Here is a 16361-nt window from a genome sequence, read left to right as displayed (position 1 = left end):
TTTGTCCGGCGGCATGAAAAGCCGGTGGTCGAGCATCATTCCAGTTTGCGCTGAAATTCTGGGCGCGCTGTGCTCCTCCAAGATCCTGAAGAGGTATACATGGCACCCTGGCTGACAGTAGTAGGCATCGGCGAAGACGGCTTCAGCGGCCTCGGCAAGCAAGCCCGGCGCGCGTTGCTGGGCGCGACGCGGATCTTCGGCAGCCCGCGCCAGCTGGCCCTGCTGCCGCGCTGCGTGGCCGGCGAGCGGCTGGGCTGGCCGAGCCCGTTTTCCCTTGCCCCGGTGCTGGCCCTGCGCGGCGAGCCGGTATGCGTACTGGCCAGCGGCGATCCGATGTTCTACGGTGTCGGCGCCAGCCTCGCGCGCCAGGTGCCTGACGAAGAAATGCACGTGCTGCCGATGCCCTCGTCGTGTGCCCTGGCCGCCGCCCGCCTGGGCTGGCCACTGCAGGATGTGCAGGTGCTGTCGTTGGTCGCCCGCCCGCTGTCTGCACTGAATGCCCATCTGCACGGTGGCGTGCGCCTGCTGGTGCTGAGCAACGATGGTGACAGCCCGGCGGCGATTGCCGCACTGCTGCGCGAGCGTGGTTTCGGGCCGAGCCGGCTAAGGGTATACGAGCATCTGGGCGGGGCAGCGGAGCGTGAATTATCCGGCTCCGCCGAGGATTGGCCACATGCCCAGGTCGCTGCGCTCAACCTGGTGGCCATCGAATGCCGGGCTGCCCCACACGCCCCGCGCCTGCACCGCCTCGCCGGGCTGCCGGACAGTGCCTTCCGTCACGACGGCCAGCTGACCAAGCGCGATGTCCGCGCCATCACCCTCGCCCGCCTGGCGCCACAGCCCGGCGAACTATTGTGGGACGTCGGTGCGGGCTGCGGTTCGGTCGGTATCGAATGGATGCGCGCCCACCCCGCCTGCCGAGCCCTGGCCATCGAGGCCGACGAGGGTCGCCAGGGCTTTATCGAACACAACCGCGATGCACTGGGGGTCCCCGGCCTGCAACTGGTCCGCGGCAAGGCCCCGGCGGCCCTGCAAGGCCTGGAACAGCCCGATGCCATCTTCATTGGCGGCGGCGTCACCCGCGTCGGCGTGCTCGACCTGTGCTGGGCAAGCCTGCGCCCCGGCGGCCGTCTGGTGGCCAACGCAGTGACCCTGCAGAGCGAACTGGCCCTGGCGCAGTTCCGCGAACGCCACGGCGGCGAGCTGACCCGCATCCACGTCGCCCATGCACAGCCGCTGGGCGCCTTCGACACCTGGCGCCAGGCGCTGCCGATCACCCTGCTGGAGGTCGTGAAGCCCGCCGATGCGTGAAGAAACACGTGAACAGCCTGCGCCCCTGCGCAGCGGCCTGACCACCGGCAGCTGCGCCACCGCCACCAGCCTGGCAGCCGCTCGCCTGCTGCTGAGCGGTACAAGCAGCGATGCCGTGCATATCACACTGCCCAAGGGCAAGGTGGTGCAGATGCGCCTGGAGTTCTGCCGCCTGAACGGTGAAGGCGCCGAAGCAGGCACGCTCAAGGATGCCGGCGACGACCCGGACGTGACCCACGGCGCCCTGCTCTACAGCCAGGTGCGCCTGCTGGCCGAAGCGGGCATCCGCTTTGTCGCCGGCACCGGTGTCGGCACCGTGACCCGCCCGGGGCTGGTGCTGGCCGTGGGTGAGCCGGCCATCAACCCGGTGCCGCGGCGGATGATCAGCGAACACCTGCAAGGTCTGGCGGACGAATGCGGTTATGCCGGTGGCTTCGAGGTCACCGTCAATGTTCAGGGCGGTGAGCAGCTGGCGCTGAAAACCATGAACCCGCGCCTGGGTATCCTCGGCGGTCTGTCGATCCTCGGTACCAGCGGCATTGTGCGGCCGTTCTCCTGTGCGGCCTACATTGCCTCGATCCACCAGGGCATCGATGTCGCCTACACCAATGGCTACACGCACATTGCGGCATGCACCGGCAACGCCAGCGAGGACACCATGCGCCGGGTCTATGGCCTGCCGGAAATTGCCCTGATCGAAATGGGTGACTTCGTCGGCGCGGTGCTCAAGCACCTGCGCAAGGTGCCGGTAGCGCGCCTGAGCCTGTGTGGCGGCTTCGGCAAGATCAGCAAGCTGGCGGCCGGGCACATGGATCTGCACAGCCGCCATTCCAGCATCGACTTGCCGCAACTGGCCGGCTGGGCTGCAGACATCGGCGCTGACGAAGCGCTGCAGGCGGCAATCCGGGCAGCCAATACCAGCCAGCAGGCCTTGGCGCTGGCGCATGCCGCCGGCGTTGCTCTGGGCGATGCGGTGTGCGCGCATGCCTTGGCCTTCGCCCGCAGCGTCGTACCGGCCCAGGTACATGTGGAAGTGTTCGCCATCGACCGCCAGGGCGGCATCGTCGGCCGGGCGGGTGCCCAATGAACCGGCGTATCCTGCTGCTGGGCGGCATAACGGAAGCCTTGGCCCTGGCCCGCCGCCTCGGCCCGCAGCACGTCTACAGCCTGGCCGGCATCGGCCGGGTGCCGCAGGACCTGCAGTGCCAGGTTCGGGTGGGCGGTTTTGGCGGTGCCGAGGGCCTGGCGGGCTACCTGCGCGAGGCAGGCATCAGCTTGCTGATCGATGCCACCCACCCCTACGCCGCGCAAATCAGCCGTAATGCCGCCAAAGCCGCGCGCAGTACCGGCATCGCCTGCTGGGCATTGCGGCGCCCGGCCTGGCAGGCGCAGAAGGGGGACGACTGGCGCGAGGTCGACGACTGGGCAGGGTTGATCGGGGCGCTCAAGCCGTTCCGCAGGCCGTTATTCACCCTGGGGCGCGAGCCGCTGCAACACCTGGATGAAATTCCGCCCGGGCAGTTCTGGACCTTGCGTGCGCTGGAGGCGTGCCCTGGCAATGCCCGCTGCGAAGTGATTGGCGCGCGCGGGCCGTTCCATATCGACGATGAACGGGCCTTGTTCCAACGTCGTTGCATCGATGTGCTGATCAGCAAGAACAGCGGCAGCGTGGCGACCGAGCCGAAGCTGGAGGTGGCGCGGGAGCTGGGCTTACCGGTGCTGGTGCTGAGGCGCCCGGTGCTGCCTGGCGTAGACCGGATATTCGAATCGCTGCATGACCTGGCCGCAGCACTCGATCTGTAAGAACAACAGTCACAAAAACCGCCTCCCCCTGTAGGAGCGTCACTCTTCCGAAGATAGTCCCACAGCCATTTCGGGCTTTTCTTTCAAGGCTTCAGGTGGCCCTCTGCCGCCCTGTTGCCATAAACTCGCCTTCTCCCCCCTGGAAGGCGCTACCCATATGGACATGCAATGGTGGATCTGGCTGGTTTTCGGCATTGCGCTGATGCTGCTCGAGCTGGTTCTGCCGACGTTCTTCATCCTCTGGTTCGGCATTGGTGCCGTGCTGGTTTCACTCATCTCGCTGGCTGCCCCCAGCCTGCAGCTGGACATGCAGGTGCTGCTTTGGGTGCTGCTTTCGTCAGTCACCACGGCGCTATGGTTCAAGCTGTTCCGGCGCAAGCCGGACGTGCGCTGGACAGCAGACAGCGTGATCGGTGAAGTCGGGCTGCTGACCGCTGCGGTCTCGGAGTTCCACAAAGGCCGGGTACGCTTTCAGAAGCCGGTACTCGGCAACGAAGAATGGACCTGCATCGCCGACAGCGAGATCGCCGCCGGCGAGCGGGTACGCCTTACCGCCATCGAAGGCAATACCGCCCGGGTCATCCGGGCCTGAACCTGTATCAAAAGGAATTGCGCACCATGACCAGCCTCATCGTCGTCGCCGCCATCGCCCTGTTCGTCCTGATCACCGTGTTCAAGGGGGTGCGTATCGTGCCCCAGGGCGAGGAATGGATCGTCGAGCGCCTGGGCCGTTACCACAGCACGCTCAAGCCCGGCCTGAACATCGTCATTCCCTACATGGACGTGGTTGCCTACCGCCTGCCGACCAAGGACATCATCCTCGATGTGCAAGAGCAGGAAATCATCACTCGGGACAACGCGGTGATTGTCGCCAACGCCCTGTGCTTTGCCAAGGTGATCGACCCGCAGAAGGCCTCCTACGGCGTGCAGAACTTCTCGTTCGCGGTCACCAGCCTGACCATGACTTCGCTGCGCGCCATCGTCGGTGCGATGGACCTGGACGAAGCGCTGTCAAGCCGCGAGCAGATCAAGGCGCGCCTGCGCGAGGCCATGTCCGAGCAGACCGAAGACTGGGGCGTGACCGTGCGTTCGGTGGAAATCCAGGACATCAAGCCGTCCGAGAACATGCAACTGGCCATGGAGCGCCAGGCCGCTGCGGAACGTGAGCGTAAAGCCGACGTGACCCGTGCCGAAGGTGCCAAGCAGGCGGCGATTCTCGAAGCTGAAGCACGGCTGCAGTCGGCCAAGCTGGATGCCGAGGCGCAGATCAACCTGGCCGAGGCCTCGGCGCGGGCGATCTCGCTGGTCAAGGAAGCAGTCGGCAATGAGACGGTACCGGCCATGTACCTGCTGGGCGAGCGCTACGTCGGCGCCATGGAGAACCTGGCAAACAGCAACAACGCCAAGGTGGTGGTGCTGCCGGCGGATCTGCAGGAAACCGTCCGTGGCCTGATGGGCCGCAACAAGCCTTGATATCACCGGGGCAGCTGTGCGGCCATGCGCGCGACAAGCCCGCTCCCACAGCTGACCTCTGGAGGTGGGAGCGGGCTTGCCCCGCGAATGGGCTGCATAGCAGCACCAGATGTCATCCCACCTGCGTCACTTCACCGCACCCCGCCATTTTTACCTATACTCCGCCTTACAATACCCGTCACGATTCCTGACCGGATCTCTCCATGCCCCCACGTCGGCACATTGCCTGGATAGCCTGCCTAGCAGTGCTGTTCAACCTGCTGGCCATGCCGCTGTCCTCTGCCGCGCCCAAGGGCCCGGCCGAACAGCTGCTGTGGGGGGCTTTCTGTTCGAGCCTGGCCGGTAAGGCCAAGGTCGATGTCCAGGCCCTGGCCAAGATCGACCTCGGCACCCAAAGCGACCAGCATTCCAACATGCAGCACTGCTGGTGCTGCTCCGGCGCCGCACCGCTGCTGGCGCTGCCGGGCTATCCGCCGCAGCTGCACAACCCGCCCACGCTGCTGGCCGGGTATCTACCGCCGCTTGCCACCTACCAACCGACACCGCGCCAGCTATGGCCTGCGCTCAACCCCCGTGCCCCTCCCCTGGTCTGAGTTCATCACGCTGTCTGCCTGAACCTGAACAGAACGGAGACTCACACCATGCTCAAGCAAGCTCTCATCGTGGCCGCCTTGCTGCTGCCCGGCGCCTTCGCCAATGCCCATGAATACACCGTGGGCGACCTGCACATCGCCCACCCGTGGTCGCTGGCGTTGCCACCGAATGCGCCCAACGTCGCTGCCTATTTCATCGTGCACAACAACGGCAAGGCAGACGACCGCCTGCTGAGCGTCGACAGCCCGATCACTGCAGATGCACAACTGCACGAGCATACAATGAGCGCCAGCGGCGCCATGAAGATGCAGCAGGTGCCCAACGTGACCGTGCCGGCCGGCAAGGACCTGGTCTTCGCCCCCAGCGCCTACCATGTAATGCTGATGCAGCCCAAGGACCGCAGCCTGCTAGTCGAAGGCAAGCGCTTCCCGTTGACACTGCACTTCGAAAAGGCCGGCGACATCACCGTCGACGTGGCTGTACAGAAGCAGCCGCCGGCGGACCAGCCGCAAGGCCACGAACACGCGCACTGACCGCTAGCTGACCGGCGCTCGCCAACATGAGCCTGCCCCGCAACGGCCGCAGCCGTACCACCCGCCCTGAACGCAGGCGCGTCGGTGGCGGCTGGCTGAGCCTGTTCGCCATGTGGATGATCTTCATCGGCCCGCTGGTTTCCCAGTCGATGCCGATGGAGCACCATGCGGGCATGAGCATGCCGATGGACATGAGCATGTCCATGGAGCATCAGCATGGCGACGCACATAACGGCCACGGCGATGATGGCCAGCTGCATGTGATGTGGGAAAAGTGCGGCTACTGCAGCCTGCTGTTCAACTGCCCCGCGTTACCACAAACCCTCAGCCCGCTCAGCGCCGGTCACGTCACCCCGGCCACCCTCACCGCCACGCCCACGCACCAAGGCCATGCCCGGCAGGCCGTTTTCCCCGGCGCGCGCAGCCGCGCACCGCCGCTTTCGATCAGCATCTGACATCACCTTTTGCCGCACGAAGCCTGGAGCTTCGCGCCGACTCATGACTGATCGACTGGAATCACTATGTCCGGCTGCACCCCTGTTTTCGCACCCGCCCTGCGCGGGACATTCGCCGCGTTGTGCGGCTCGCTGCTCGCGCCCATGGCCATCGCCGCCGCCCCTGGCCACGAAGGCCACAAGCAAACGCTACCCGAGCTTAGCCCGACGGTGATCACCGCCATTGCGCCAAGCTCGCCGCTGACCGTGGTCACCGACCCGAAAGACCCACGCCAGCCCGTACCGGCCAGCGATGGCGCCGATTACCTCAAGACCATCCCAGGCTTTTCGGCCATCCGTGCCGGAGGTACCAACGGTGACCCGGTGCTGCGCGGCATGTTCGGCTCGCGCCTGAACATCCTCACCAACGGCGGCGTGATGCTCGGTGCCTGCCCCAACCGCATGGACGCACCGACTTCGTACATCGCACCCGAAACGTACGACCGCCTCACCGTCATCAAGGGCCCGCAAAGTGTGATCTGGGGCCCGGGCGGCTCGGCGGGTACCATCCTCTTCGAACGTGAGCCGGAGAAGTTCGGCCCCCTTGGTAGCCGCGTCAACGCCAGCCTCCTGGCCGGCTCCAACGGCCGCTTCGACAAAGTGCTCGACGCCGCCGCTGGCAACAGCCAGGCCTACGCACGCTTCGTCGGCAACCAGTCGCGCTCTGACGACTACCACGATGGCAACGGCGACACCGTGCCCTCACGCTGGGACAAATGGAACGGCGATGTAACCCTGGGCTGGACGCCAGACCAGGACACCCTGCTGGAACTCACTGCCGGCAAGGGCGACGGCGAAGCCCGCTATGCCGGACGTGGCATGGACGGCTCGCAGTTCAAGCGCGAAAGCCTGGGCCTGCGCTTTGAAAAGTCCAACCTCGGCGAGGTTCTCGACAAGGTCGAGGCGCAGGTTTACTACAACTACGCCGACCACGTGATGGACAACTACAGCCTGCGCACGCCATCGGGCAGCGGCATGATGGGCATGCCCATGGTCAGCAACGTCGACCGCCGCACGATGGGTGCACGGATCAAGGCAACCTGGCGTTGGGCAGACGTGCAACTGATCAGCGGTATCGACGCACAAACCAACGAACACCGCCAGCGTGGCGGCATGGGCGTCGATGCGCACAAGGGCCAGCCCTGGACCAAGGACGCCGACTTCCACAACTACGGCGCCTTCAGCGAACTCACCTGGTACGCCACAGATGTTGACCGGCTGATCACCGGTGCCCGGCTGGACCGCGCCTCGGCCCGCGACTTGCGCACGGGTAGCGCCACCGAAGGCGATACCCGCGCCGACACCCTGCCCAGCGGCTTCGTGCGTTACGAGCACGACCTGGCGGCGATCCCCGCCACCACTTACATCGGCCTTGGCCACGCGCAGCGCTTCCCGGACTACTGGGAGCTGTTCTCGCCCAAGCTGGCGCCGCCTGGTGCGGCCAACGCCTTCGACGGTATCAAGCCCGAGAAGACCACCCAGCTCGATTTCGGCATCCAGTACCGCGATGAACGCCTGGAGGCCTGGGCCTCGGCCTATGTCGGGCAGATCCGCGATTACATCCTGTTCGATTACCGCACCGGCATGATGGGCATGAGCACCTCCCAGGCGCAGAACATCGACGCCCGCATCATGGGCGGCGAGCTGGGCGCCGCCTACAAGCTGACGGAAAACTGGAAAGCCGATGCCACGCTGGCCTACGCCTGGGGCAAGAACAGCAGTGACGGCAAGGCGCTGCCGCAGATGCCGCCCCTGGAAAGCCGCCTTGGCCTGACCTACAGCCGTGACACCTGGAGTGCAGGGGCATTGTGGCGGCTGGTGTCGGCGCAGAACCGTATCGCCGAGAACCAGGGCAATGTGGTGGGCAAGGACTACGACAACAGCGCTGGCTTCGGCGTGTTCTCGCTCAATGGTGCCTACAAGGTCAGCAGCCAGCTCAAGCTCAGCGCCGGGGTCGACAACCTCTTCGACAAGACCTACGCCGAGCACCTGAACCTGGCCGGCAACGCTGGGTTCGGCTACCCGGCCACAGACCCACAACCGGTGACCGAGCCAGGCCGGACCTTCTGGACCAAGGTCGATTTCAGCTTCTGACAACCACCGCGGGCGCAACCAGGTGTTGCGCCCTTCAGTTGGCAAACACTGGAGGTTCCCATGAGAGGAACACGCATCAATTTCTACAACCTGGCCTGGCGTTGGCACTTCTATGCCGGGCTGTTCGTGGCCCCGTTCATGATCCTGCTGGCGGTTACCGGGATCATCTACCTGTTCAAGCCGCAACTAGACCCGCTGCTTTACCGCGACCTGATGGTGGTCGAAGCCGGACACCATCGGCAGGGCGCCGACACGATGCTGGCCGAAGTGCGCCAGGCCTATCCCAAGGGGCACGTCGGCCAGTACCTGCCGCCGCTGAACGCCGAACGCAGCGCGCAGTTCGTGGTGCATGACGGCGGGCGGGAACTGAACGTGTTCGTCGACCCTTACAGCGGCAGGATCCTTGGCGAGCAGGACGCCAAGCAAAACCTGCAGGCCGTCGCCCGCGCCCTGCATGGCGAGCTGATGGTCGGCACGGTGGGTGACCGGCTGGTGGAGCTGGCTGCCGGCTGGGGCATCGTGCTGGTGGTGTCCGGCCTGTACCTGTGGTGGCCGCGGGGGCGCAATGGCGCTGGCGTGCTCTGGCCACGCCTGAGCGCACGCGGTCGGCTGTTGTGGCGCGACCTGCATGCGGTGACCGGGTTCTGGGGTTCGGCGTTGCTGTTGCTGATGTTGCTTAGCGGCATGACCTGGACCGGCCTGTGGGGCAAGCAGTACGCCGATTTGTGGAACCGCTTTCCAGCCGCCATGTGGAACGACGTACCCAAGTCCGATCAACAAGCTGGTGAACTGAACCATGCCCACCGCCAGACGGTGCCCTGGGCCATGGAAAACACACCGATGCCGCAATCCGGCGCGCATGCCGAACACGCCGGGCATCACGTGATGTCGACCGCTCCGGCGGCACCGCAGGTGAGCGTGCAACAGGTCGAGGACATCGCCAGTGCGCGCCAGGTCGAGCCGGGCTACAGCATCACCCTGCCGACCACAGCTGACGGTGTATTCACCATCGCGGTGTTCGCCGACGACCCACGCAACGACGCCACCCTGCACGTCGACCAGTACACCGGCAAGGTCCTGGCCGACGTGCGCTGGCAGGACTACAGCCCGGTGGCGCGGGCCACCGAGCTGGGGGTGATGCTGCATGAAGGCAAGATGTTCGGGGTGCTGAACCAGGTCATCATCCTGCTCGTGTGCCTGATGATCCTGCTGGGCTCGGTGAGCGGACTGGTGATGTGGTGGAAGCGCCGGCCGGCAGGAGGGTTGGGGGTGCCGCCGCTGCGCCATGACCTGCCGCGCTGGAAGGCGGCAGTCGGTGTGATGGTGCTGCTGGGGGTGATGTTCCCGCTGGTTGGGTTGTCGATGGTGGTGATGTGGGTTGTGGATAGCCTGGTGGTGCGACGCCGTCGGGTATTGGCCAGCGCCTGACCCTTGCAGTGGTCTCACTGGCCACTTCGCGGGGCAAGCCCGCTCCCACAGAGTGGACTGCCCCCGCGAAGCGGCCAGTAAGCGCTGCACAAAGGTCGTGTCGATCTGTCGCGCCCCGAATTGGGACGCCCGTGTTAGCCTACTCGGCTTTCACAAAAAGACTGACCATCAATGGAATGCAGCCAATGACCCGGACCTCTTCCCCTCCTGCTGAAGACCAGCACCTGCAGCGCAACCTTACCAACCGGCACATCCAGCTGATCGCCATCGGCGGCGCAATCGGCACCGGCCTGTTCATGGGCTCGGGCAAGACCATCAGCCTGGCCGGGCCGTCGATCATCTTTGTCTACATGCTGATCGGCTTCATGCTGTTCTTCGTCATGCGCGCGATGGGCGAACTGCTGCTGTCGAACCTCAACTACAAGTCGTTCATCGACTTCTCTGCCGACCTGCTGGGCCCTTGGGCCGGCTATTTCACTGGCTGGACCTACTGGTTCTGCTGGGTGGTCACCGGCATCGCCGACGTGGTCGCCATCGCCGCGTACACCCAGTTCTGGTTCCCCGAACTGCCACAGTGGATCCCGGCACTGGCCTGCGTGGGCGTGCTGCTCTCGCTCAACCTGGTGACGGTGAAGATGTTCGGTGAACTGGAGTTCTGGTTCGCCCTGGTCAAGATCGTCGCCATTCTCGGCCTGGTCGCGACCGGCCTGTACATGGTTATCAGCGGCTTCACTTCGCCCAGCGGGCGCACTGCGCAGCTGGCCAACCTGTGGAACGATGGCGGCATGTTCCCCAACGGCCTGATAGGCTTCTTCGCCGGGTTCCAGATCGCCGTGTTCGCCTTCGTCGGTATCGAACTGGTGGGCACCACCGCCGCCGAAGCGAAAAACCCGGAACGCACCCTGCCACGAGCGATCAATTCGATCCCGGTGCGGATCATCATGTTCTACGTACTGGCCCTGATCGCGATCATGGCCGTGACCCCTTGGCGCGACGTGGTGCCGGGCAAGAGTCCGTTCGTCGAACTGTTCGTGCTGGCCGGCCTGCCGGCCGCTGCAAGCATCATCAACTTCGTGGTACTGACCTCGGCGGCCTCGTCGGCCAACGGCGGCGTGTTCTCCACCAGCCGCATGCTATATGGCCTGGCGCAGGAGGGTGATGCACCCGGGGCATTCGAAAAACTGTCGAGCCGCTCGGTGCCTGCCAACGGGCTGTACTTCTCCTGCACCTGCCTGCTGCTGGGTGCGGTGATGATCTACCTGGTGCCCAACGTGATCGAGGCATTTACCCTGATCACCACCGTTTCGGCAGTGTTGTTCATGTTCGTCTGGACCTTGATCCTGCTGTCGTACCTGCGGTACCGCAAGCACCGACCGGCGCTGCACCAGGCGTCGAAATTCAGGATGCCTGGCGGGCGTTTCATGTGCTACGTGTGCCTGGTGTTCTTTGCCTTCATCCTGGTGTTGCTGAGCCTGGAGGCAGACACGCGCTCAGCATTGCTGGTGACACCGATCTGGTTCGTGCTGCTGGCGGTGACCTACCAGTTCGTGCGCAGCAAGCGCCATCCGCGCACGGCGGTGCGTAACGGCTGAAGCCTCGGGGCCGCAACGCGGCCCCAATCCTGTGCACACAGATGCGCTAGGCACCAAGCTGGATCCAACCCACGCCCCAACACCTCGCAAAACCCCTCTGATACGGGACTTGAGCCACCAGGCACACCCCTTGCAACACCCCCTCCGCTTGCCCAACACCCTAAAAAAACACAGCGGAGAGAGCACATGAAGCGTCGCAGTCTGATCAAGGCCTTTACCCTCAGCGCATCGATCGCCGCGATGGGCCTGAGCTGGAGTATCCAGGCCGCCGAGACCATCAAGGTCGGCATCCTGCATTCGCTGTCCGGGACCATGGCAATTTCCGAGACCTCGCTCAAGGACATGGCGCTGATGACCATCGACGAGATCAACGCCAAGGGGGGTGTGAATGGCAAGCTGCTCGAACCGGTGGTGGTCGACCCCGCCTCCAACTGGCCGCTGTTCGCTGAAAAAAGCCGCCAGCTGCTGACCCAGGACAAGGTCGCGGTGGTGTTCGGTTGCTGGACCTCGGTGTCGCGCAAATCTGTGCTGCCAGTGTTCGAAGAGCTCAACGGCCTGCTGTTCTACCCGGTGCAGTACGAAGGCGAAGAGATGTCGCCGAACGTGTTCTACACCGGCGCCGCGCCCAACCAGCAGGCCATCCCGGCCGTCGAGTACCTGATGAGCGAAGACGGCGGCACCGCCAGGCGCTTCTTCCTGCTGGGCACCGACTACGTCTACCCGCGCACCACCAACAAGATCCTGCGCGCCTTCCTGCACAGCAAGGGCGTGGCCGACAAGGACATCGAAGAGGTGTACACGCCGTTCGGTCACAGCGATTACCAGACCATCGTCGCCAACATCAAGAAATTCTCCGCCGGGGGCAAGACTGCGGTCATATCCACGGTCAACGGCGATTCCAATGTGCCCTTCTACAAGGAGCTGGCCAACCAGGGCCTGAAAGCCACCGACGTGCCGGTGGTGGCGTTCTCGGTCGGCGAAGAAGAGCTGCGCGGCATCGACACCAAGCCGCTGGTCGGCCACCTGGCGGCGTGGAACTACTTCGAGTCGGTGGAAAACCCGGTCAACCAGAAGTTCGTCGCCGACTGGAAGGCCTACGCCAAGGCCAAGGGCCTCCCGGGCGCCGACAAGGCGGTGACCAACGATCCGATGGAAGCCACCTACGTGGGTATCCATATGTGGGCCCAGGCCGCCGAGAAGGCCAAGTCCACCGACGTCGACAAGGTGCGCGAGGCTCTGGCCGGGCAGACCTTCAAGGCGCCGTCGGGCTTCACCCTGACCATGGACAAGACCAACCATCACCTGCACAAGCCGGTGATGATCGGCGAGATCCAGGATGACGGGCAGTTCAGTGTGGTATGGGAAACCGAGCAGCCATTGCGGGCGCAGCCTTGGAGCCCGTTCATTCCGGGCAACGACAAGCGCCCGGACTATGCCGTGAAAGGTAACTGAGTGCACCGGGGCTGCTGTTCGGCCCTGTCGCGGATGTATCCGCTCCTACCGTTCAGCGCCGTCCGTGTAGGAGCGGATTCATCCGCGATGAATCCACCGCCGAATTCCAGGATTGTTCGCATGCTCAGACTGCTGCTCTCCCTCCTGCTCGTGCTGCCCCTGGCAACCCACGCCAGCGAGGGCGAATTCTTCCTCAGCGCCAAGCCCGCCGAGCAGGCCCAACTGCTCGAAACCTGGGCGGCGCAGCCGGATGCCGCGCGCCTGCCGCTGCTGCAGAACCTGCGTCAAGGCCGCATAGGCCCTGACGACACCCGCAAGGTCCGCTTGAACAACCGTCTGCGCGGCCTGATCGACAACGCCCTGGCCAGCCACCAGTTGCTCAGCGATGACAGCGCCACGCGCCTGGCTGCCGCCCAACAGTTGCAAAAGAGCGCAAAGCCAGCACAAATGGCCTTCCTCGACCGACGCTTCGCCACTGAGACGGACCCCGCCGTGCACGCAGCCCTCGGCCTGGCGCTGGCCAATCTGCAACTCGGCGCCAGCGAGCCGGCCGTACGCCTGGCTGCCGTGCGCCTGCTCGGCGAAACCGGCGACCCACTGGCGCGCACCCGCCTCGAAGCCCTGTTGCAACCGGGCGCGGAAACCGACCCGGGCGTGCGCACCGCCGCTGAAACCAGCCTGGCCCAGGTACAGCGCAAGCTGTTGGTCGGCGAACTGCTCGGCCAGGCGTTCAGCGGCCTGTCGCTGGGGTCGATCCTGCTGCTGGCGGCCCTGGGCCTGGCCATCACCTTCGGCTTGCTCGGGGTGATCAACATGGCCCACGGCGAGATGCTGATGCTCGGCGCGTACAGCACCTACATGGTACAGGTACTGCTGCAGCGCTACGCCCCGGGCGCCGTCGAGTTCTACCCGCTGCTCGCCTTGCCGGTGGCCTTCGTCGTCAGCGCCGGGGTCGGCATGGCGCTGGAGCGCACGGTGATTCGCCATCTCTACGGTCGTCCCCTGGAAACCCTGCTGGCGACGTGGGGCATCAGCCTGATCCTGATCCAGGCCATTCGCCTGCTGTTCGGCGCGCAGAACGTCGAAGTCAGCAATCCGGCCTGGCTGTCGGGAGGCATCCAGCTGCTGCCCAACCTGGTGCTGCCGTACAACCGCCTGGTGATCATCGGCTTCGCCATCGCCGTGGTGCTGCTCACCTGGCTGCTGCTCAACCGCACGCGGCTGGGCCTGAACGTGCGTGCGGTCACCCAGAACCGCAACATGGCAGCCTGCTGCGGGGTGTCCACCGGGCGCGTCGACATGCTCGCCTTCGGCCTCGGCTCAGGCATCGCCGGGCTGGGCGGCGTAGCCCTGAGCCAGGTCGGCAACGTCGGCCCCGACCTGGGCCAGAGCTACATCATCGACTCGTTCCTGGTGGTGGTGCTCGGCGGTGTCGGCCAGCTGGCCGGCAGCCTGTGGGCAGCGTTCGGCCTTGGCATCGCCAACAAACTGCTGGAGCCGCAGATCGGCGCCGTGCTCGGCAAGATCCTCATCCTTGCGCTGATCATTCTGTTCATCCAGAAGCGCCCGCAAGGCCTGTTTGCCCTCAAGGGACGGGTAATCGACTGATGAACCAGCCACTGCTTGTCACTGCTACGCAAAAGGCCGGGCCGCGCCTGTCGCTGGCCATCGGAACGCTCGTCGTCCTGCTGCTGGTGGCCTTGCCACTGCTGTCGCTGTTGCCAGTGGGACATGCCCTGCAGGTGTCGGCCTATACCCTGACCCTGGTCGGCAAGATCCTTTGTTATGCCATCGTGGCCCTGGCGCTGGACCTGGTCTGGGGCTATGCCGGGCTGCTGTCGCTGGGCCATGGCCTGTTCTTCGCCCTCGGCGGCTACGCCATGGGCATGTACCTGATGCGCCAGGCCGCCGGTGACGGGCTGCCGGGCTTCATGACTTTTCTTTCGTGGAGCGAACTGCCCTGGTACTGGGTTGGCACCGAGCATTTCGCCTGGGCCCTGTGCCTGGTGGTACTGGCGCCCGGACTGCTGGCACTGGTATTCGGCTGGTTCGCCTTCCGCTCACGGATCAAAGGTGTGTATTTCTCGATCATGACCCAGGCCCTGACCTTCGCCGGCATGCTGCTGTTCTTCCGCAACGAGACCGGCTTCGGCGGCAACAACGGCTTTACCAGCTTTCGCACCATCCTCGGCTTCGACATCGCCGCCCAGGGCACCCGGGCTGTACTGTTCCTGCTCACCGTCGGCCTGTTGTTGGCCAGCCTGTACCTGTGCTGGAGCCTGACCCGCAGCAAGTTCGGCCGCCTGCTCACCGCGGTGCGCGATGCCGAGAACCGCCTGATGTTCTGCGGCTACGACCCACGCGGATTCAAGCTGCTGGTGTGGGTGCTCAGTGCCGTACTGTGCGGCCTGGCCGGTGCGCTGTATGTGCCGCAGGTGGGCATCATCAACCCTGGCGAAATGTCGCCGACCAACTCCATCGAGGCCGCCGTGTGGGTGGCCCTTGGTGGTCGCGGCACGCTGCTCGGCCCGCTGCTTGGCGCCGGCCTGGTCAATGGCATGAAAAGCTGGTTCACCGTGGCCTTCCCGGAGTTCTGGCTGTTCTTCCTCGGCGCGCTGTTCATCCTCGTCACCCTGTACCTTCCCCAGGGTGTGGTGGGCCTGCTGAAGAAAAGGAGCCAACCATGAGAGGCGTGCCGCCGGTACATCCCGAATTCATGCTCGAGCCGGTCTTCGACGCACTCGGCGCCGGCCGCGAGGCCATCGGCCTTGGCAGCCGCCGCAAGGCCGGCCTGGATACCCGCCACGGCACGGTGCTGAGCCTTGAGGACATCAGCGTCAGCTTCGATGGCTTCAAGGCGCTGAACGCCCTGAACCTGTACATCGGCGTGGGCGAACTGCGCTGCATCATCGGCCCCAACGGTGCCGGCAAGACCACGATGATGGACGTGATCACCGGCAAGACCCGTCCTGACAGCGGCAATGCCTGGTTTGGCGACACCCTCGACCTGACTCGCATGAGCGAATACCAGATCGCCCAGGCCGGCATCGGCCGCAAGTTCCAGAAGCCAACAGTGTTCGAGGCGCTGACGGTGTTCGAGAACCTCGAGTTGGCGCTGAAGACCGACAAGTCGGTGTGGGCCAGCCTGACGGCGCGGCTCGGTGCTGAACAACGCCAGCGTATCGAGGAGGTGCTGGCCACCTTGCGCCTGCTGCCGTTGGCCCAGCGCCAGGCGGGCCTGCTGTCGCATGGGCAAAAGCAGTTCCTTGAGATCGGCATGCTGCTGGTGCAGGAGCCGCAACTGCTGTTGCTGGACGAGCCGGTAGCCGGCATGACCGATGCCGAAACCGAGTTTACCGCCGAGCTGTTCAAGGGCCTGGCCGGCAAGCACTCGCTGATGGTGGTGGAGCACGACATGGGTTTTGTCGGCAGCATTGCCGACCATGTAACCGTGCTGCACCAAGGCAGTGTGCTGGCAGAAGGGTCGCTGGCGCAGGTGCAGGCGGATCAGCGGGTGGTCGAGGTGTATCTGGGCCGCTAGACATTGCTGTCGGTAGCCACGAAAAGCCCGGCACAGGCAAAACGCA

At 65.0% G+C, this 16361-nt stretch carries 15 protein-coding genes; all 15 read left to right on the top strand.

All coding sequences use genetic code 11. The features are described from left to right. Positions 1-99: 99 nt before the first annotated feature. The 15 genes from cbiE (at position 100) to urtD (ending at position 16315) form a co-directional block, all read left to right on the top strand. The gene (cbiE, locus tag ACVWZT_RS11805) at positions 100-1311 is read left to right on the top strand and encodes a precorrin-6y C5,15-methyltransferase (decarboxylating) subunit CbiE (RefSeq protein WP_457469444.1); all 1212 of its coding nucleotides are present in this window, start codon (positions 100-102) and stop codon (positions 1309-1311) included. Beyond that, positions 1304-2398, top strand: coding sequence for a cobalt-precorrin-5B (C(1))-methyltransferase (locus ACVWZT_RS11800; RefSeq protein WP_457469442.1), 1095 nt, complete (start codon positions 1304-1306; stop codon positions 2396-2398). Before cbiE ends, ACVWZT_RS11800 begins: the two co-directional genes overlap by 8 nt. Next, the gene (locus ACVWZT_RS11795; protein ID WP_457469440.1) at positions 2395-3114 is read left to right on the top strand and encodes a cobalt-precorrin-6A reductase; all 720 of its coding nucleotides are present in this window, start codon (positions 2395-2397) and stop codon (positions 3112-3114) included. The genes ACVWZT_RS11800 and ACVWZT_RS11795 overlap by 4 nt, the downstream gene beginning before the upstream one ends. Positions 3115-3271: 157 nt before the next feature. Continuing rightward, positions 3272-3706: an NfeD family protein gene (locus tag ACVWZT_RS11790; RefSeq protein ID WP_296232200.1), complete on the top strand. Its 435-nt coding sequence runs from the start codon at positions 3272-3274 to the stop codon at positions 3704-3706. A 26-nt stretch (positions 3707-3732) separates the two neighbouring features. Further along, positions 3733-4587, top strand: coding sequence for an SPFH domain-containing protein (locus ACVWZT_RS11785; RefSeq protein WP_296232201.1), 855 nt, complete (start codon positions 3733-3735; stop codon positions 4585-4587). A 203-nt stretch (positions 4588-4790) separates the two neighbouring features. After that, the gene (locus ACVWZT_RS11780; protein ID WP_296232202.1) at positions 4791-5180 is read left to right on the top strand and encodes a DUF2946 domain-containing protein; all 390 of its coding nucleotides are present in this window, start codon (positions 4791-4793) and stop codon (positions 5178-5180) included. Positions 5181-5228: 48 nt separating this feature from the next. Next, positions 5229-5714, top strand: coding sequence for a copper chaperone PCu(A)C (locus tag ACVWZT_RS11775; protein ID WP_457469438.1), 486 nt, complete (start codon positions 5229-5231; stop codon positions 5712-5714). A 26-nt stretch (positions 5715-5740) separates the two neighbouring features. Further along, positions 5741-6169 carry a DUF2946 domain-containing protein gene (locus ACVWZT_RS11770; RefSeq protein ID WP_457469436.1) on the top strand — a complete coding sequence of 143 codons (429 nt, stop codon included), beginning with the start codon at positions 5741-5743 and terminating at the stop codon, positions 6167-6169. A 66-nt stretch (positions 6170-6235) separates the two neighbouring features. Then, positions 6236-8302, top strand: coding sequence for a TonB-dependent copper receptor (locus ACVWZT_RS11765; RefSeq protein ID WP_457469435.1), 2067 nt, complete (start codon positions 6236-6238; stop codon positions 8300-8302). Positions 8303-8362: 60 nt separating this feature from the next. After that, entirely contained in the window at positions 8363-9730 is a 1368-nt protein-coding gene (locus tag ACVWZT_RS11760) for a PepSY-associated TM helix domain-containing protein (protein ID WP_457469433.1), read from the top strand. 185 nt (positions 9731-9915) lie between these two features. Beyond that, positions 9916-11322, top strand: a complete 1407-nt coding sequence (gene cycA, locus ACVWZT_RS11755; RefSeq protein ID WP_296232207.1) for a D-serine/D-alanine/glycine transporter — start codon at positions 9916-9918, stop codon at positions 11320-11322. Positions 11323-11508: 186 nt separating this feature from the next. Further along, positions 11509-12774, top strand: a complete 1266-nt coding sequence (gene urtA, locus ACVWZT_RS11750) for an urea ABC transporter substrate-binding protein (protein WP_296232208.1) — start codon at positions 11509-11511, stop codon at positions 12772-12774. A 120-nt stretch (positions 12775-12894) separates the two neighbouring features. Further along, on the top strand, positions 12895-14382 hold the full coding sequence (gene urtB / locus ACVWZT_RS11745) for an urea ABC transporter permease subunit UrtB (RefSeq protein WP_296232209.1): 1488 nt from the start codon (positions 12895-12897) through the stop codon (positions 14380-14382). Next, positions 14382-15461 (top strand): urea ABC transporter permease subunit UrtC, encoded by a 1080-nt coding sequence (urtC, locus tag ACVWZT_RS11740; RefSeq protein WP_296232211.1) that lies wholly within the window; start codon positions 14382-14384, stop codon positions 15459-15461. The genes urtB and urtC overlap by 1 nt, the downstream gene beginning before the upstream one ends. Next, positions 15458-16315, top strand: coding sequence for an urea ABC transporter ATP-binding protein UrtD (gene urtD / locus ACVWZT_RS11735; RefSeq protein WP_296232212.1), 858 nt, complete (start codon positions 15458-15460; stop codon positions 16313-16315). The genes urtC and urtD overlap by 4 nt, the downstream gene beginning before the upstream one ends. Positions 16316-16361: the final 46 nt, after the last annotated feature.

The organism is Pseudomonas sp. TE21394 (assembly GCF_054057835.1).
Note: the sequence above shows the minus strand (reverse complement) of the source record. Positions and strands in the feature narration are given on the sequence as shown.